This is a genomic window from Wolbachia endosymbiont of Zygogramma bicolorata, assembly GCF_051130665.1.
Classification (GTDB): domain Bacteria; phylum Pseudomonadota; class Alphaproteobacteria; order Rickettsiales; family Anaplasmataceae; genus Wolbachia.
Genome location: NZ_CP149530.1, coordinates 1,315,046 through 1,333,954, shown reverse-complemented (window position 1 = coordinate 1,333,954; position 18,909 = coordinate 1,315,046). Strand labels below are relative to the sequence as shown.

The window sequence follows — 18,909 nt, the reverse complement described above, 5'->3', positions numbered from 1 at the left end:
CCCTAAAATTCTTTGGACACCAAGTCAGCAACAAACTCCTCTTCAATTTCAGAATTGGTCAATTTAGTATAATAAATTAAAGCAATACTAGTAGCCATTTGTTTTAACTGATCAGTATATTCAGATTTAAATTCTGCCACTTTTTCTTCAATAAGCTTGCTCTTTTTTTTGTTTTCCTCTTCTAATATATTCTTAACATTAGCTCTCATTTCTTCTACCTGAGCAAGTGCATCATCTATGATCCTTTTTGCCTGTATTCTAGCTTGGTTTAAAGCGGCATTATACTTGGCAATCTGCTCTTCCGTGAGTCTTAAAAGATGAACAGAACTATTAAAAGAATCCAATACTTTTTTACTTCTAGTGCTTATTATTTCATCTAACTTTGGTAAAAATAAACAACTTACTACGAAAAAAAGTGAAGAGAAAAAAATTAAAAACCAAAAAACTTGAGAAAAGAAGGTTGAAACATCAAGCTGTGGCATGTGTTAAGCAACAAATATTAATAATACTGCAAGTAAAAACGCAAGCAATCCCATTATTTCAACCATAGCAGCACCAATATAAACGTAAGTTTTCATTTTACCTTCCGATTCAGGATTCCTCGCAATCCCATTCAGCATAGCAGAAAAGATATTAGCTATACCTAAACCAGCACCGAGCATTCCAAACGCAACTAAACCAATTGCTATAAATTTTAAAGCTACTAAATCCATATATTACCTTTAAACATTTCTTTATAATATAATTGTAAAATATTCTGCAAGGAAGTCAATTACTTTACTGCATCTGACAAATATACACATGTTAATATAGTAAATATATAAGCTTGTAAAACTGCAACAAATACTTCAAACCCTATCAATGCAATTATGAACAAAAACGGCGCAGGAGTGAGAAATATGTTCATATTTACAATAAACCCTGCTATCACTTTGATAATTGTATGACCCGCAATCATATTTGCTGCAAGCCTTATTGATAGGCTAATCGGCCTTACTAAATAAGCAAACAACTTAATAATAATTATTATAGGTGCAAGCCACGAAGGAGTTCCTTTTGGTAGCAATATGCGTAAAAATTCTACTCCCCTTTCTTTAAATCCAACAATCGTTATATAAATAAAAACCACCATCGATAAAGCGAAGGTGACTATCACATGACTTGTGACCGTGAAACTATAAGGAAGAACACCAACCAAATTACATGATAAAATGAAAATAAACACTGTAAATATCAATGGAATGTGCTGCAAGCCTTTGCTTCCAGTGTTACTTTCTATTATTGAAACAACAAAATCATATACATATTCAACTGCAGCTTGCAAATATCCTGGTATTACTGACCCCTTCTTTATTCCAAAAAGCAAAAAGAGTATCACCAATATCACCGAAATCATCATGAAAAGAGATGAATTGGTAAAGCTTACGTCATACCCAAATAACCTAGGTAACTCTATTATTGTATATACTTTAAACTGTTCCAGTGGATTTAATGCCATTTTAATCTGAACTATAAACAGTAAATAAAGTATGAATTTTATAGGACAAAGTCAAGAATTAAGATAAAGCCCTGTATCATTATAACATTGATACATTAACAAAATATGTAATTATACCAAATCTCATAAATAAGTAGGCAAATAACTCACAGAACAAATGGTTTTGATCGAACTTTCCGTAATATTACGAATGAATGCACATACAGTATCCTCCAATAAACTAACAGAGTCATATATTCTATTTTTAATGAGATTGTCTTTCAAATATTGCCATAAACGCTCTACTGGATTTAACTCTGGTGAATATGGAGGTAAATAGATTAAGGTAATATTTTGTGGTATTTTTAAACCTTTGGATCTATGCCATCCTGCACAATCCACAACAAGAAATGCCTCCCTTGTTCCTAAATATTGTGACATCTGCTCAAGGAATATATTCATACAATCAGTATTGACGTTTGGTACGAATAAGCTAGAACTCTCTCGATTTCTAGGATTAACTGCACTATAGAGATAAAAGTTTTGCCTACCTAATTTTACCTTAACCTGTGTCCTAATGCCTTTTTTAAACCACCCGTGTCCAATCTTTGAATGTGTGCCAAACCGCGACTCATCGAAGAAAAATAGCTCTTTTTCGGGATACGTGACAATAGTTTCATTAAGATTTTTTTTTAAACTCTTCTTGTTTATTTTTATCCTGTTTATTGTGCACAGGCCTTGGAGTAATATACGAAAAACCTAACTTTTGCATCAGTCTATGTGCTGTAGACTTACTTACCTCAATAGAAAACATTTTCTCAATTATGATTTTTAATTTCTTAGCCGTTAGGTTGGCTCCTTCTTCTGCTATGACATTTTTAATTTCTTCTTGCTGCTTGTAGCTCAACTTCGGCTTTACTCCACGTCCTGGTTGTATTTTAAACGCATTGACTCCTCCTTCCTTAAATCTTGTAATCCACTTCATCAATGTAGTTCTAGTAATTCGGTATATTTGAGCAACTTTTGTTATTCCATATTCTTTTGCAGATATTATTGCCTGTAATCTTCTTCCTATCTCTCCTCTTATGCCGTGCTTCTTTAATTCCAGGTTACACTTATTATATAATTCTTCTCCTATTGCTTTACTTTTTCCTGCCATAACTCCCCACTAATTCTTAAATTATTCTATTTTAGAAATTTTTCTTTATTCCTCTATTTATTTTTAGGAATTGGTATTAGAGTGTTAATTACAGTCAGCTCTGTATTTTAAAACTTACTAATCTTATTAAATAATTCAATATCTTGACTTAACATCTTATTTTAATTATAATTTAATTTTTAGTGAGGTATTATTATGAACGAAATAGATTTTATTAACACTAATCATCCTTTAAATTTAGAGCAGGAATTTGGTAGTGGATACATTAAACTAACAGATGGCTCCTTTAACGAATATACTGGCCATTATCAAATGGGAAGCGAAATACTAGATAAAAGCCATAATATGATAGGAAACTTAACTATTGATGGTTACATTCATAACTTCCATGAAGATAACCACAATATGAATCTTAAGCTCTCTATGGAGATAGATTTAAAAGGTGATATCGAGAAGATAAATTCTCTCTACAATAATATATAAAATTACAAAAACTTCTGCATCCTTGTTTATGATGTAGAAGTTACCTTTTATTCCATTACAACAAGCTTTAAAAGCACTACATTTTATATTACAATAACTCTTTTATTTCTTTAAAGGTTCATGAAATTCACATTATCTTGGTTATTAGAACACTTAGAAACCAATGCTAGTTTAGAAGAAATTACCGATAAATTAACTCACATAGGGTTAGAAGTAGAAGATGTGATCTACAATACCAAATTAGCTGGTTTTATTGTTGCAAAAGTATTAGAAGTTGCACCTCATCCAAATGCCGATAAATTAAAATTATGTAAAGTAGATGACAGAAGTAAAACTCTACAAATAGTTTGCGGAGCAAACAATGTTAGAGAAGGTATGAAAACTGTGCTTGCATCTCTTGGTAGCACATTGCCAGAAAGTGATTTCACAATCAAGCCTACAAAAATACGAGGAGTGCTAAGTGAAGGGATGCTCTGCTCTGCTTCTGAACTTGCGCTGGTTCAAGAGGAAAGTGAAGGAATAATCGAGCTTTCCGATGATTATAAAGTAGGGGATAAATTTTTCAATTGTGACCCTGTAATTGATATAAATGTTACTCCAAACCGTGGAGATTGCTTAGGCATTTATGGAATAGCTCGCGACCTTGCTGCAACTGGAATTGGGACATTAAAGACTTTAAGCATTCCACAACTTACCAGCTCCATAAATTCACCAATCGATGTTGAAGTGACTGACGGAGAAAGTTTTATTAGTGGAATATACATCGCCAATGTAAAAAATCAAGAAAGCCCAAAGTGGCTAAAAGATAAATTGGAATCGATAGGAATGCGCTCCATTTCTACAATAGTTGACATTACTAACTATATTATGATATCTTTTAATCGTCCAATGCATGCGTTTGATGCAAACAAAGTAGATGGCAAACTTACAATAAGAAAAGCAAATGATGGAGAAAGCTTCTTTGCTTTAAATGGTAAGGAATATTTACTGGACAATAATATAAACATTTATTGTGATAGTAAAAATATTCATGGAGTTGCTGGAATTATAGGTGGAAAGTGCAGTGAATGTACTCTTGAAACCACCAATATTTTTTTGGAATTAGCTTTGCTCGATCCAATCTCTATCACTAAATCTTCAAGACAGCTCAGCATCTCCACAGACGCTAGTTACAGATTTGCACGTTCAATCGATCCTGGATTTACCCTTGATGGACTCGATCTTGCAGCCAAAATGATTTTGGATTTATGTGGTGGAGAAGTCTCAAGCGTAGTGTCTGCCGGTAATCTAGATAAAGAATACACCTCTGTCATCCAAGTAGCTGACACTGGGATCCAGAAAAAACCATGCCGGAATGATGCTAAGATAAGCCTTGATTACCAAGATATAAACAAGTTTGGAAGTGTATCTGTATCACCTGATGAGACGTTCGATATCTTAACGAAACTAGGGTTTAGTATTGATAAAAAAACCGAAGGCAATTGGAATGTACAAGTACCAAGCTGGAGACCGGACGTGACTATACCTGCTGACCTAATTGAAGAAGTAACAAGAATATACGGCTATGACAAAATAAAAGAAGAACCACTACCAAATAATGTTGAAGAAGTAGATAGTACATACGACAATTTGCGTATTTTGATGACAAACAGAGGGTTTCATGAAGTGCTAACCTGGTCGTTTATGAGTGAATCAACAGCTGAAAAATTTGGTTACTCGAATAAGTTATTTATCATCGATAATCCGTTTAACAATAACTTTAATATGATGAGACAAAGTATTATGCCAAATTTATTGCAAGTCACTGCTGATAATATTGCCCATGGAGTATCTGATCTTGCAATCTTCGAAATTGGGCCGATTTACGATGGTGAAGCTCAGTCTAAATATGTCTTAAGTGGAATAAGAACAGGAAATAATTTACCGCGAAACCATTATAATATTGATAGGAAAGTAGATGTTTTTGACGCAAAGGCTGATTGCATAGCAGCTTTGGAGTTTTTTAACGTCAATTGCGATAATTTAACGATAGAGAGAGCAGAAAAAGAACATTACCACCCAGGAAAGTCAGGCACTCTCTCTTTTAAGAATAAAGTAGCAGGTTATTTTGGAGAGTTGCATCCTAATATATTAGATCTTTTTGACATCAAGCAAAAAGTTGTAGGTTTTGAGGTAATACTAGAAAATATTGAAAATTTACCTGTAAGTAGAAAGAAATTTATCGATTATAAATACCAAAGTGTAAAACGTGATTTTGCATTTATTGTAAATAAGGATGTGGAAGTAGGTAACATAATCAATGTGGTAAAAAAAAGCTCAGAGCTCATCATAGAAGTTTTAGTATTTGACGTATACCATGGAAACAATATAGAACCGAATAAGATGTCTATAGCATTGTCAGTTACTTTCTGCTCTCCAATCCACACTTTAACTGAAAAAGAGATCCAAAAAGAATCAAGTGCTATAGTCAATTTGGTATATGAAAATACCGGAGGAACTTTGAGAACTCATCATTAAGCCGCAATCATAGTGTTCGTAACCGTTCACGGATTGTGAGAATGAATTAAAGAACTAAGCAGTGACAGCTACTAGATTCTGTAGCTTTTGAAAGGGGTTCTGGCCATTTAGACGTGATGTCAAAAATATCGACAACATTCTTTCCACGAATCTTTCTCCACGTTCTGACCAGGTGAAAAAGCTGTTTTTACGATAAATTACGTACCGTCTAATTTGCCGTTCTGCAAGGTTATTAGTTGTTTCTATCACTTCAGGTTTTCTTAAAAACTTCCACATCATATCCTCAGATCGTAACATCTTAGCGGCCATTCTTGAAGCTTGAGTGCTATTTGCAACCCTCGTCATTTTACGTAAAAAATGTTTTACCCTTTTCCGAATTTTTCGCACCAGTCGATAAAATCTCAAATTATCTATCAAATTTTGTTTTTTTGCCTTATCTACTACAAACACCTTATTGCTGAGCGATTTTAGTGCTTGGCCAATTTTGCTCACTTCAACATTTTTACTATGGGCAAATCTCTCAAAATCTCTTGCCAGATGTGCCCAACATATCTGTCTATTTTCACGATTGAAGTAATTGTATACAGCGTATCTATCGCTCACAAATATACCATCATATTCTGGCAGTAAACTCTTCAACACCTTCTTACCACGAGACTCGCTTACCTTCAGAAGTGTCAACGCTTTGTTTGTTATTACCCAACTCCAGCCTCTCTTTCCTTGATTTCTGTGCCCTGTTTCGTCTATATGCAAATACTCGCTTCCTTGCAACTCTTCCTTCATTTTCTCATATTCAGATGCACACTTCTTCGATACCCTGCGTTCAGTATTTGAGACTAAACCAAGGCTTATATTTAGATTAAAAATACTGCCCAAAATTTGCTGTACCTCTCTTTTTGAGTTAATAAAAAAGCCGCTAAGGCTGCTTATAACTGTTTTAGCATTGGGTCCTAGAAAATCTCTTGCAACACCTTCGGGTAAATTTGCTGTAATTCTTTTATTACATACTCTACAATGTCCTCTTTGCAACCTGTACTCAGTTACAATTGGCTTAATTTCTGGCAACTCTGCCTTCTGATGAATAATTTCATCTTCTAAAGTAATCTTACCTCCACACATACAAATTGTATCAATTGTGCATCTCACTACCTCGTCTGCAGCCATTAATTCACGCTTATGCACCTTATGTCCTGGCTGACCTCCTGGTTTTTTATCACTTTTCTTTTTTGCTTTCTTACGATATATATCTCGTGATGGTGGCAGCGATGAATTTTGCGAATTTAAGCCCAATTTGTCTTCTAATTCAACTATTTTTGCTTTCAAGCTATCATTTTCTCTGATCAGTGCTTTTATTTCTTCCTTGAGATTAGCGTTTTCTGCTACAACCTTTTCTTGCAGCACTGTTGTCATTTACCCATTCCATATTTAGCTTCCTATCTCTTTACACTTTTATACTTACTTTGTAAACCACCTTATCTCCGTGAACGGTTACGCCACCAAACCCTAAAGTAGGCGCGCCAGTTCTCGACCCTACAGATTTTTTTGAAACACAAATCATTGCGAGGATCGAGAAATTTTGAAAGAGCCATGGCAAAAATGCTTGAAAATATTAATAATTATACACTATTATTAACAATTATTCAACCATATTTTTGAAGATAGCTATAGCTAAAGTGACTTAGGTTTACCGATAATTTGAAAAACAAAAATTCGTCATTCCGCTACTTGTTAGCGGAATCTATGCTGAGATACTGCGAATAAATCGCGGTATGACGTGTTGCTTGGGTCAGCTATAGGACCTGTACCAGCACCATGACCTTACCCAGAAAAAATGGAGAGAAAGAAAGGAGTTTTTTTGTGGTAATCCAATCAATCCAATTAACAGCTTGCTCATTATAGTCTTGCAACTTTGATTTAATATACAATCCAAATGTTATTTGAACACTCCCAAACTTATCACTTTATGCCACTGGTCTTCATCTAAAATTTCTACACCTAATTCCACTGCCTTTTTATATTTGGATCCTGGTTTTTCTCCTGCAATTAGGTAGTCAGTTTTAGCAGAAAGATGTGAGCTGACCTTTGCTCCTAGAGTTTTGGCTCTTACTTTTGCCTCTCCTCTACTCATAGCAAGTAGCTTACCAGTAAACACTATAATTTTATTATTTAAAACAGAGTCACTAGAGTTGGAGTTCACAGGAAGAATTTGAAGACAAGCAGTAAGATCATTTAACATTTTGATGTTATGTTCCTTAGAAAAAAATGATTCCAAAGATTCAGCCCCTTTTTTTCCTATGCCGTCTATACCGACTAGCTCAGTATTATCTGATGACAGTTCAATCATCGAATTATACCAATTATCATAAGAAACATAATAATCTGCAAGCAATTCTGCTGCAACTTGGCCAATAAATCTAATACCTAAAGAAAATATAAACCTATCTAGAGTTATTACCCTTCTGCTTTGTATAGAATTTAACAAATTAGCTATAGATTTCTCGCCCCAGCCAGACTGTCCTTCCAGATTAAATTCATCCAATTTTTCTTCTAAAGTAAAAATATCATGGATTTGTTTTATCAGATCAAGGTCGTAAAAAAACTCTATCTGCTTATCACCAAGGCCAACAATGTCAAATGCATCTTTCGATACAAAATGCTTTAGTTTTTCTATTATTTGAGCTTTACAGGCAAATTCCTCAGGACATCTTACTGCCGCCTCTCCCTCAACCTGACGTACTTTACTACCACATTCAGGGCATACTCCAGGAAACACAAATTCAGGTGTATTTGGAAGACGAGAATCTCTGTTCACTTCAATGATCTGGGGAATTACATCTCCTGCCCTTTTGATTGTTACAATATCTCCCTCTCTTATGTCTTTACGTTTTATCTCATCTTGGTTATGCAGACTTGCTCTACTAACTAGCACCCCACCAATATTGACTGGCACTAAATCTGCAACTGGAGTTAAAACCCCTGTTCTGCCCACCTGTATAAATATCTTATTTAACTTTGTTTTTGCATAAACCGCAGAAAACTTGTATGCAAGTGCTGAGCGCGGTGCTTTGTGAGTATTCCCTAGACGATTTTGTAGTACCAAATCATTTACTTTATAGACTATTCCATCAATATCATAATCCAAGTTATAGCGACAATTATAGACCTCGTTATAGAACTTCAGCATTCCATCCAAACTACTCGTTAAGGACTGATGCTCATTTACGCAAAAACCAAGTGCCTCAAGCTTATTTAGTATTTCACTTTGACTTTTCTCTGCTCCACCAATCAAAGAATAAGCAAAATATCTAAGTGGTCTACTTGCTGTAATGTTTGCATCCAATTGCTTTAGAGAACCAGCAGCTGCATTTCGAGGATTGGCAAATTCATCGTTTTCATTTAACTTTAAAAAGTCGCTGTTACTGATGTATATTTCACCTCTTACTTCTAGTCTTCCTTGCACACCTTGCAAAAACTTAGGAAAGCCTTTTATTGTTGCAACATTGTGAGTGACATCTTCCCCTAAAAAACCGTCACCTCGAGTTGCAGCTTTAACAAATCTCCCATCCTCATAAATTGCAGAAAACGACAACCCATCAATTTTTGGCTCACATAATATCTCTATTTTGTCCTCAATTAAAAACCTCTTTATTTTAGACAAAAATTTCTCTACATCTTGTTCGTCATAAGCATTCTCAAGAGAAAGCATAGGTTCTTGATGTTCCACCTTAGAAAACCTCTCATCAGGTGGAGCACCAACACTATCTTGTGTTGCATAAATTTCTGGAAATTGTGCCTCTATTTCAGCTAACTTTTTCTTCAGTTCATCATATTCAGCATCACTTATTTCTGGCTTATTTTTTTGGTGATACAAAACATTATGATAATTTATTTGATCTTGCAGTTTTTCTCTCATCTTTTCTAAGTTAGTCATGATATCAATATAATGCTACATTAGCCTTTGTCGTCAAGTTGTGAATTTTCTTGAATTTATCATATGGTCTTAATCCATCAAATATCAAAGGTGCCACAATGCTATAGCCATACTTATTCTTCTCTTGCTCAATTGTATTAGCAGATCTCACTTGCTTTAGCCTTATATTTATATAAAATTAAAATAAATTAGAGTAAATAAGTTATTATTTTACAATATTGCTATTTAAATGCTAACAAGATTCGCTCCAAGCCCAACTGGCTATCTCCACGTAGGAAACGTACGGACTGCTTTGGTTTGTTGGATGTACACACGTAATCAAAATGGAAAATTTCTACTCCGTTTTGATGATACTGACCTTCAGCGTTCAGATGTCAAATATATAAATAATATCATAGAAGACCTAAAATGGATTGGTATCGATTGGGATGCAAGTTTTAAGCAATCAGAGCGCTTTGAGCGCTATAACGAGGTGTTCTTGCAGTTAATAAAAGAAGGGCATATTTATGCATGCTATGAAACAAGAGAAGAGTTAGAAATTAAACGAAAGTTGCAATTAAAACAAGGACTTCCTCCTGTTTATGACAGAAGTGCATTGCTTCTAACTGAGCAAGAGAAAATCCATTATGAGCAAGAAGGACGAAGACCACATTTCAGGTTTAAATTGGATAGAAATGAAGTTGTTAAATGGAATGATGAAGTTAAAGGTGAAATAAATATTGCAACAAGTCACATCAGCGATCCTGTGGTAAAAAGAGAAGATGGAATTTATACATACATGCTACCTTCTGTTATTGATGACGTTGACTTTAATGTAACCCATGTTGTACGTGGGGAAGATCATGTAACTAATACCGCAGTTCAGATCCAAATGATTAAAGCATTAAAAGCGAAAATCCCTATATTTACTCACCTTTCTCTACTACATTTTGATGATAGCAAGATATCGAAACGGAAAGGCGGGCTGGATATCAAGTCCATAAGAGAAGATGAGACTGAACCAATGGCGCTAACTAGCTATTTAGCAAAACTTGGAACATCTGATCCGATAGAAGCTCATGTTGACATACAGTCTTTAATTGACTCATTTGATATTAAAAAATTTAGCTCAGCATCTGCACAATTCAGCTTGAGTGAAGTATACAAGCTAAATAGCAAAGTGCTGCAACAAATGTCATTTGAAATTGTACAAGAACGTTTAAATCAAATTGGAGTGGGCTCCTCAGAGTTTTGGTATTTTATAAGGAACAATATAGAAAGGTTTTCTGAGGTGGCCAAGTGGTGGAAAATATGCAAATCTGATATAGAGCCTGTGATTCTTGATAAGGAGCTTATAAAAATTGCGTTCAATGCATTGCCTCAAGGCGATTGTAACGAAAACACATTATCAGAGTGGGTAAAAGCTATTCGACAGACAGTGGATATAAAGGCAAAAGACTTATTTATGCAGTTGCGTTCAGCTTTAACAGGAACAGAAACAGGACCAGAGCTCGCTAAATTATTAATTTTTATCGGCAAAGAAAATATCATTGCAAGGTTAAAAAAAAAGTGAAAATCAAAAAATTATATAGTAACCAGACTGCATTCTGTGAAAAACACGATCTTTCATTTGAGCTTTCTTCAATTTAAAGTAAATACAGAAACTAGCTATCTTCAAAAATATAGTTGAATAATTGTTAATAATAGTGTATAATTATTAATATTTTCCAAGCATTATGGCTCTTTCAAAATTTCTCGATCCTCGCAATGATTTGTGTTTCAAAAAAATCTTTGGAACAGAAAAAAATAAGAATATCCTTATTCACTTTTTGAACGATATTTTAGGATTTGCTGAGGCAAGTGCAATACAAGAAGTAGAATTCTTAAGTACTATCATGGATCCCGAAATTGCCTCTGATAAACAAAGTATTGTTGATGTTCTCTGCAAGGATTCTATTGGTAATAGGTTTGTGATTGAGATGCAACTGGCTCGTGATAAAGGTTTTGAGAAACGCGCTCAACTATATGCTGCTAAGGCTTACTCAAGACAATTAGATAAATCTGGCAACTACATTGATTTAAAGAAAGTCTTCTTTATTGCTATTTCCAATTGTAACTTACTTCCTGAAGAAGTTGGTTATATCTCTACTCATAATATACGTGATATAAAAACCAACGGCCATTACTTAAAAGATTTTCAATTTGTCTTTATTGAGTTACCTAAATTTACAAAAAGCAAAGTAGAACAGCTAGAAAGCATAGTAGATCGTTGGCTATTTTTCTTTAAATATGCTGAAGAAACGACAGATGAAGATCTAAAGAAAATTGCAGAAAAGGCACCAATAATAAAGCTAGCATATGATGAGTTAGATAAGTTTCGTTGGAACGAAAAAGATTTAGTAGCTTACGAAGAAAGAATAATGGATCTACGCAAAGAAGAAGCCATTCTTGAATACAGACTTGATCTTGCTGAAGAGAAAGGTATGGAAAAAGGTATAGAGAAAGGAAAAATTGAAGTCGCAAAAGCAATGCTGGCTAATAATGTTGATGTCAACACTATTGTCAAGTTTACTGGCCTTTCTATTAGTGAGATTGAAGAATTAAGTGTGAACGGTTACATTACATAAAAGGTTTAAATATACTGGACATACTGATATACTTTCGTATTAAAAAACACCCAATAAGCAGAGTTGTGAGTGGAATAAACCACAAAATGTAAGTGCTAGGTGGGGTAGTTATAATTGAATTGCCGTAAGAATTTTTTAACTCTGAGATTATCTCTTCATCTGTGTATCCATCATCGATTTTTTTACGAATTGCTTCTCGCATATCATACGCAATCTGAGATCCAGATTCAGACAATGATTCGCCAGAACATATTGGACACCTTATTATTTCAAATAAACTGGTTGCTCGTTTTTCCATGCTTTTATCTCTGAGTTTATTATCCAGAGTAAAAGCGTTTACGCCTGAGTGAAATATCAATATGAAAAGTAAACTAACTACTGCTCTCATCCTTGGTTAATTGGGTTATTTTACTGAGTTGGTTCATAAAATCAGTGGTGGATAACTTTCCAATAAAGCTTGACCCTACATCATCATCGTACTTTATTGAAAATTGAACGCTGTCATCAGTTGTTTTTTCTGATAAGGAAGACATTAATTTTTCAAACGCATCTGAAGTTTTTGAGTCACCAATCATAAACGAGATTAATTCTTTATAATTTGATATAGCCACGTTGATTTTGTCTTTAAATGAAGACGTAACCAAATTATAATTTTGCATTCCACCATCTGCAGCAAGAGAAAAATTATTGCTTTGAATTAAAAATTTCTCTATGTTGAAATTAACTCTGGAAGCTGAGATGTGGTTTACAAATTCGTAATCAAATTTAGTGTCGATACTAAGGTAACTTTCAGGACTTGCAGTATTTTTATACCGATAAGTATAAAAATCAAATCCTAGTTTAGTATTTCCACTTGGTTCTTTATCGAGGTGAAATTGAATGTAATTGCTTTTATCATTCACTTCAGTTATAACACTTTGCTGATTTTCTGAAACATCACATTTTAATCCATAATCTGCGTAACGAAGTGTATCTATATAGTCTATCACGGTACTATTTCTGTTGAATCGCAATGAAGATGGTAAATCATTTAGTCTAACAACAAAGTGGCTGCTATCGTTTGTGTGGCATTTTATATTCTTTTTCTCATCACCATGAACAACAATGTTGACTTCATTGCTTGGTATGTAGATATATACTGATTTATCAAACAATCTATTTTTTATCAATAAAGCATCAGATGAGATGGTTAATTGCTTATTGGAAAATTTTGGGTTTGTCACACGGAAAATTAGGTTAGAAGGAAGTCCACTGAAATCATGTGAAATATCAAACTTTTCGTCGTTAATGTATAGTATTGCTTCAGCTAAAAGATTTTTTACCTTACATGCAGAAAAATACCAAAAACCACTATACGCTACAGGAATAAACAAAAGTAAAGAGATGATAATATAGATAAAAATCTTACGCATAGCTAATTATTCCCCTGTTTATCAAATGATATATTTCTTGTACCCCTTTGTATGGTTACACACAAACCGTCGATATCTTTTGTGATTTTTATTTGGCACCCAAGTCTTGATGTCTCTGTTAAGCCGAAGGCTAGATCTAACATATCGTTTTCCTCATCAGATATGGGATTATGCGTTTCTACAGCATCATAAAATTCTGGATCAACAATCACGTGGCATGTAGAACAAGCAAGAGAGCCTTCACATGCACCTTCAAGCAGATCTAGATCACTTCTGTGGGCTAAATTAAGCAGAGTTTCTCCCTCTGCAGCTTCATAGCTTTTCTTACTCCCATCAGGTAAAACAAAAGTAACAGATGGCATATTATTCCTATTAAAATCCTTACTAATTTCTCTGTATTCTACAGGTAATAACTAATATTTGCAAACTCTTTGCAATTCCAGTGCCTATTTTTTGTCATCCAAGTACTCCTTTCTTGTCATTCAAGTAGCTGACTACTTGGATCCAGATTGGATACTGAGTTGGTGAGTATAAAAGTATAGCTTCTACGTCATACCGCCACGAACCGTCATACCGTGATTTATTCACGGTATCTCATCCGCTAACACGCAGCAGGATGACGAGGTTATCGTCATGCTGCCGCGAACCGTCATACCGCCGCAGAACGTCATACCGCCGCGGTATCTCTAGATCCCGCTAACAAGTAGCGGGATGACGAATTACTTAACCGTCATACCGTGATTTATTCACGGTATCTCACATAGATCCCGCTAACAAGCAGCGGGATGACGAGCTTATCGTCATGCCACCGCGAACCGTCATACCGCGATTCATTCGCGGTATCTCCAGATCCCGCTAACACGTAGCGGGATGACGGTTGTCGTTTAGCTATAAATATTTAAGAAATTTACCAAACGAAAAAAAGGCAAAAGAAGCCCCGAGTAGCGAGTTTTGACTCTATATTACTGTAAGTGGCGCTGTAATAATGTGCTGACGCTTAGTTTAAGCGCGATTTGGCTGAATGTAGAAAAAATTTAAAAGACATGCAGCCGCTATAATTTTATGTAATCCGCCAATAAATACCTGAGTTTTTTTACTGAATTTTGTTGTTGAGCCCGCGCGGATCAAAAACAAGTTTTGAGTCATAAATACCCTTAATACTACAATAAGGGGGCTGGCGGAGTTTGTCAAGGAAGTTTTTTCGTTTCTACTGAATGACAGTTGTGACCTATGCAAGAAGTCTGTTGTAGTTTGTACGATATCTTTATAAAATGGTTCGCATAAGTTATCTAGCAGTGCAACTAAACAAATACAAAAATCAAAACGTCGCGGTTTTTGGTCTTGGTAAAACTGGCTTATCCGCCATTAACGCTCTGATAAAGAGTGGTGCAAGAATATATGCATGGGATGATCATGAAGAGCAAATAGCAAATGCAAAAATGATGTATAAAAAATGTAATTTTATTCATCCCAAGGAATACAATTGGCATGAGATCAGTGCATTGGTTTTAAGCCCTGGAGTGCCAACAGAGCCACATTGGATAGTAAAACTTGCAAGGAGATTTGATTGCAAAATAAAATCAGACATTGAGCTATTTCTTGAAGCTAAAACTACGAACCAGAAGGTAATAGGCATCACAGGAACAAATGGTAAATCAACCACTACATCACTAATAGGGCACATATTAAAATCTGCAGGGAAAAAAGTAGCTATTGGTGGAAATTTAGGCGTTCCTGTTTTGGATCTAGAAAGAGATGCAGAAATTTATGTAATTGAATTTTCCTCTTTTCAATTGGAGTTGATGAATGAAATTAACGTGGACATTTCAGCACTGCTCAATATTACACCAGATCACATAGATAGGCATGGAAGTATGGAGAACTACATAGCAACTAAATTAAAACTGATAAACGGTAGTGAGGTTGCCGTAATAGGATGTGACAATGAGATTACTGCTGACATATTCAACAAATTCACTGGAAACAAAATTCCAATCTCAGCTTCGATGTCATCCTCTTTGTCATTCCAGCCACTTCTTTTGTCATCCCAGTGCTTGGCTACTCGGATCCAGAAGATCTCGTTAAAACTAGAGAATCATAGCTTATCAGTAAGCGACGTGAAAATAAACCTAATATCCAATGCAGAAAACATAGCAGCCGCATATGCCGTATGTAAGCTACTTGGAGTAGATAGCAACACTATTATCAATGGAATCAAGTCCTTTTCAGGACTGAGGCATAGGAATGAACTGCTTGGCAAAATAAGAAATGTGTTTTTCGTGAACGATAGCAAAGCAACTAATGCAAAGTCGAGCGAAAAGGCGATCTTATCTTATGAAAACATAAATTGGATCGTTGGTGGAAGAAGCAAAAAAGGTGGAATAGAATCATTAAGCAAGCATTTCACGAGGATTAGAAAAGCTTTTCTTATTGGGGAATCAACCGAAGCCTTTGCAAACACTATGGAGAATAAAGTAGATTATGTTAGATGTTGCAATCTAGAAGATGCATTCAGATTGGCTTTTGAAGAGGCCTTAAATAGCGCAGAAGAAGTAACTATATTACTTTCTCCCGCGTGTGCTTCTTTTGATCAATGGAAAAATTTCGAGGAACGTGGTGAAGCATTTTGTAGAATGTTTGAAAATCTCAGGTACAATCACACATGCTGTTTAGTATAATGTTGCGTGGAACAAGATGAAATAAAGTTAATAATAGATAAGCTAATTAGGGTTATTCCATTTGAAGGGATAAGCGATGAAACCCTATTAAAAATTTGCACAGACCTTAATCTAGCTAATAGCTTTTGCAAATTTCAGAATGGAATATATAGCGCTTTGGAGCACATAGCAGAGGACTTAAATAGCTCAATGGAAGCTGAACTAAGAAATTCCAATTTAGAAGATATGAAAGTGCGAGAGCGGGTAAAGTTAGCTATTCAAATACGCCTTTCAAACTACGCTAAGCTACCGAATTATAGAGAACTTTTAAAAAATGTTTTATCATTCTCCGTATCACCAAAAAATACATATTTTTCTAGTAAACTTTTATACAGAACTATTAGCGCGATTTGGTATGGCATTCATGACCAATCAACAGATTTTAACTACTATACAAAAAGAGCAATATTAGCTGGAGTGTACTTAAGTACGATACTTTTTTTTATCAATGATTATTCAGAAGATTTTGCGGATACTTTATCGTTTCTTGATAACCGTATCAACAATGTCATGACATTTCAAAAATTCAAAACTCGCTTAAAAGGAATCATAGGAAATTTCTTATAAGCTTTTCATCATACTGGTTATTCATATTTATATTCTCTTGTTTTTTTTGATCTTTATGTTAAAATAACTAAATATTCATTAACGATAAAATGAAAGTTATTTATCATACCAATAGTGATATCAAGCCAGAAGAAAATACAAAACACGTGATAAACTTTTTTGGAGTACTTGGGTGTATTAAGGTTAATGCTCGTGGTAAAAATCCACTTAAGGGACAAGAAAGTAAGTTAGTTAAGCATTATTTTGACTATCCCTATTTCTCTAGAATTGTTAATCCAAGATTCTTTCAAGAAGAATTAAATGCTGAAGAAAAAAAATTCAATAGGAGAATAATCTCACTATGGTTATGTTCTGCTATATTGTCCACTGCTTCTATTGTGTCGTTATACTTGGCATACCAGAATCAAAAATCAAAAAAGGTACTTACAGGGTTAGCTTTTGCATCAGTAGTGCTATCAATTTTGGCTACCATATGTTTTATCGTACTTTGCCTATGGATGCTTTTTGACTTTATTAAGAAGAGATTTGTAGTACACAGAATTAAAAGCTTTTTGGAAAATGAAGTCAGCCCTGAGTGGATAAAGCGTTATAAAAAAGAACTTATAGATAAAGATTCGAAAAGAGATGCAGAAGCTTGTGATCAAGAGTTGGAAAAAGATATAGAGGATATTATAGAGTTCCTCTTGGAAAGAAAGAAAATTGTAGCGCTATATGAATTTCTAACAAACGGTGAAAAGTTAGTTCAAGCTGGAATGGCAATGGTAAACATGTTACTTGTAAAAGGTGTGCATCCAAACAATATAATTTTGGATACTAACTCTCTTGGAGGAGGAATTGCAGCAGAAGTTTTAAAAAGATTTGAAAAACAAGGTATCTATTTAACATTAATTCATAGTAATTCTTATAGCTCACTTAAGGATGCAACTAATAACTTTCCTCATGGGGTAGGGGATTTTTTCATGAGACGGCTTCCTGCAAAATTCTTGAATTTTTGGTTTAATCGTTGCGGATTAGAATGTAATTCACGAGAGATTATAGAGAATACAAAATGTCCTGTATTGATTGTTGGTAGAAAAGGTGATACTATAATTCCACAGGAAGCACAACTCGTCGGTAAACTTGACGATGATCAATCCACTAGCAAAACGTTCAGACAAAATATAGTGCTTGAACATGATCCTACAATACCTTGCGAGAGTAAGAATATTCATGCTGATCACAAAGAACATTTGATTTACCGTCAGGATAACGTTAATGCAACAAGATACGAAGAAAAGGAGAAGCAGTTTATCGAAAAAGCACATAAATATTTGTTGGAAGGTGAATTTAATGGAAATTTTAAGCTAAAAGACTACTGTAAAAGTAGTATCTCCGGAAGCTTGACGAAAATAGAACTGAAACCCATCAATGAAGAGTATATGCAAGTTTAAGTTAATAGAGAAAGAAAAATTATTCTTGCTATACCGTAGGTACGTTCCAAGATTATACTGAAGTTTTTATTGCACTCAAAACCTTCGTTTTTCCTAATCTCTAGAATTATCAATGCATCATCACTTAACCAGCCTGAGTGAGCTAGTCCATTCAACGTTGATTCAACTAGATTGCTATTGTAAGGTGGGTCTATAAAAACTACATCGCACTTTGAAATAGGTTGTGGCAATTTGTTAGCACTGCAACAAATTAGCGTGAAATTGTTCGTAATTCCAAAATCTTCTGCTGTTTTTTTAGGCAGTTGCAAATTGTAATAATCTGAATCCACCATGAATGCATGTTTAGCGCCGCGAGAAAGTGCTTCAAATGAAAAAGAGCCACTTCCGCAGAATAAATCAAGTACATTCAAGTTATAAATAGGTTTTCTTGAGGAAAGTATACTAAATATTGCTTCTCGGACAACACTCATAGTTGGCCGTGCAGCTAAATGCTTACCTGTAGTTATTTTTCTTCCGCGATATTTGCCTGCAATGATGCGTAGCATACTAAATAAGCTCCAAAATAACTAATTATTTAATACTATATGATTAATGTCAATATGGCTTTAGC

General features: G+C 34.6%; 17 protein-coding genes. 7 read left to right on the top strand and 10 right to left on the bottom strand.

The features are described 5' to 3' along the window. Positions 1 to 2: 2 nt before the first annotated feature. From WKH12_RS06255 to WKH12_RS06240, 4 genes are all read right to left on the bottom strand, one after another. Complete coding sequence (locus WKH12_RS06255; RefSeq protein WP_434732277.1) at positions 3 to 482, bottom strand: F0F1 ATP synthase subunit B family protein; 480 nt, start codon at positions 480 to 482, stop codon at positions 3 to 5. A gap of 3 nt (positions 483 to 485) precedes the next feature. Beyond that, on the bottom strand, positions 486 to 713 hold the full coding sequence (locus WKH12_RS06250; protein ID WP_250294934.1) for a F0F1 ATP synthase subunit C: 228 nt from the start codon (positions 711 to 713) through the stop codon (positions 486 to 488). 59 nt (positions 714 to 772) lie between these two features. Then, positions 773 to 1,498, bottom strand: coding sequence for a F0F1 ATP synthase subunit A (locus tag WKH12_RS06245; RefSeq protein WP_253309466.1), 726 nt, complete (start codon positions 1,496 to 1,498; stop codon positions 773 to 775). A gap of 123 nt (positions 1,499 to 1,621) precedes the next feature. Continuing rightward, positions 1,622 to 2,636 (bottom strand): IS630 family transposase gene (locus WKH12_RS06240; RefSeq protein ID WP_434732009.1). Its coding sequence is split into 2 segments (ribosomal slippage): positions 1,622 to 2,170 and positions 2,172 to 2,636, totalling 1,014 coding nucleotides; the frame shifts between segments, so codons are not numbered across the junction. 195 nt (positions 2,637 to 2,831) lie between these two features. Here WKH12_RS06240 and WKH12_RS06235 point away from each other — a divergent pair. Together WKH12_RS06235 and pheT are read left to right on the top strand one after the other, a co-directional pair. Then, positions 2,832 to 3,119, top strand: coding sequence for a hypothetical protein (locus WKH12_RS06235; protein ID WP_253309467.1), 288 nt, complete (start codon positions 2,832 to 2,834; stop codon positions 3,117 to 3,119). Between the two features lie 120 nt (positions 3,120 to 3,239). After that, the gene (gene pheT / locus WKH12_RS06230; protein WP_434732276.1) at positions 3,240 to 5,636 is read left to right on the top strand and encodes a phenylalanine--tRNA ligase subunit beta; all 2,397 of its coding nucleotides are present in this window, start codon (positions 3,240 to 3,242) and stop codon (positions 5,634 to 5,636) included. Positions 5,637 to 5,690: 54 nt separating this feature from the next. On the opposite strand, the gene tnpC is transcribed toward pheT, so the two are convergent. Continuing rightward, positions 5,691 to 7,046, bottom strand: coding sequence for an IS66 family transposase (tnpC, locus tag WKH12_RS06225; RefSeq protein WP_434732010.1), 1,356 nt, complete (start codon positions 7,044 to 7,046; stop codon positions 5,691 to 5,693). Between the two features lie 523 nt (positions 7,047 to 7,569). Then, on the bottom strand, positions 7,570 to 9,567 hold the full coding sequence (gene ligA, locus WKH12_RS06220) for an NAD-dependent DNA ligase LigA (protein ID WP_434732275.1): 1,998 nt from the start codon (positions 9,565 to 9,567) through the stop codon (positions 7,570 to 7,572). Positions 9,568 to 9,796: 229 nt separating this feature from the next. Here ligA and gltX point away from each other — a divergent pair, with 229 nt between their 5' ends. After that, entirely contained in the window at positions 9,797 to 11,119 is a 1,323-nt protein-coding gene (gene gltX, locus WKH12_RS06215) for a glutamate--tRNA ligase (RefSeq protein WP_434732274.1), read from the top strand. A 163-nt stretch (positions 11,120 to 11,282) separates the two neighbouring features. After that, positions 11,283 to 12,173, top strand: a complete 891-nt coding sequence (locus WKH12_RS06210; protein ID WP_434732273.1) for an Rpn family recombination-promoting nuclease/putative transposase — start codon at positions 11,283 to 11,285, stop codon at positions 12,171 to 12,173. On the opposite strand, the gene WKH12_RS06205 is transcribed toward WKH12_RS06210, so the two are convergent. The 3 genes from WKH12_RS06205 to WKH12_RS06195 are packed head-to-tail and all read right to left on the bottom strand — an operon-like array spanning position 12,166 to position 13,947. Beyond that, positions 12,166 to 12,561, bottom strand: coding sequence for a cytochrome c-type biogenesis protein CcmH (locus WKH12_RS06205; RefSeq protein ID WP_434732272.1), 396 nt, complete (start codon positions 12,559 to 12,561; stop codon positions 12,166 to 12,168). The two genes, WKH12_RS06210 and WKH12_RS06205, sit on opposite strands and share 8 nt — an antisense overlap. Further along, the gene (locus tag WKH12_RS06200) at positions 12,545 to 13,585 is read right to left on the bottom strand and encodes a hypothetical protein (protein ID WP_264735676.1); all 1,041 of its coding nucleotides are present in this window, start codon (positions 13,583 to 13,585) and stop codon (positions 12,545 to 12,547) included. The genes WKH12_RS06205 and WKH12_RS06200 overlap by 17 nt, the downstream gene beginning before the upstream one ends. Positions 13,586 to 13,587: 2 nt before the next feature. After that, the gene (locus tag WKH12_RS06195) at positions 13,588 to 13,947 is read right to left on the bottom strand and encodes a ferredoxin family 2Fe-2S iron-sulfur cluster binding protein (RefSeq protein WP_434732271.1); all 360 of its coding nucleotides are present in this window, start codon (positions 13,945 to 13,947) and stop codon (positions 13,588 to 13,590) included. A 909-nt stretch (positions 13,948 to 14,856) separates the two neighbouring features. Between WKH12_RS06195 and murD the strand changes: the two genes are divergently transcribed. The 3 genes from murD to WKH12_RS06180 all read left to right on the top strand — a co-directional run bounded on the left by murD (position 14,857) and on the right by WKH12_RS06180 (position 18,299). Beyond that, a complete protein-coding gene (murD, locus tag WKH12_RS06190) occupies positions 14,857 to 16,263 on the top strand; it encodes a UDP-N-acetylmuramoyl-L-alanine--D-glutamate ligase (RefSeq protein ID WP_341822845.1) in 1,407 nt (468 codons plus the stop codon). Positions 16,264 to 16,269: 6 nt separating this feature from the next. After that, positions 16,270 to 16,869 (top strand): COQ9 family protein, encoded by a 600-nt coding sequence (locus WKH12_RS06185; protein ID WP_264329272.1) that lies wholly within the window; start codon positions 16,270 to 16,272, stop codon positions 16,867 to 16,869. Positions 16,870 to 16,958: 89 nt separating this feature from the next. Next, the gene (locus tag WKH12_RS06180) at positions 16,959 to 18,299 is read left to right on the top strand and encodes an alpha/beta hydrolase family protein (protein WP_434732270.1); all 1,341 of its coding nucleotides are present in this window, start codon (positions 16,959 to 16,961) and stop codon (positions 18,297 to 18,299) included. On the opposite strand, the gene rsmD is transcribed toward WKH12_RS06180, so the two are convergent. Continuing rightward, positions 18,296 to 18,844 (bottom strand): 16S rRNA (guanine(966)-N(2))-methyltransferase RsmD, encoded by a 549-nt coding sequence (rsmD, locus tag WKH12_RS06175; RefSeq protein ID WP_434732269.1) that lies wholly within the window; start codon positions 18,842 to 18,844, stop codon positions 18,296 to 18,298. The two genes, WKH12_RS06180 and rsmD, sit on opposite strands and share 4 nt — an antisense overlap. Between the last annotated feature and the right edge of the window lie 65 nt (positions 18,845 to 18,909).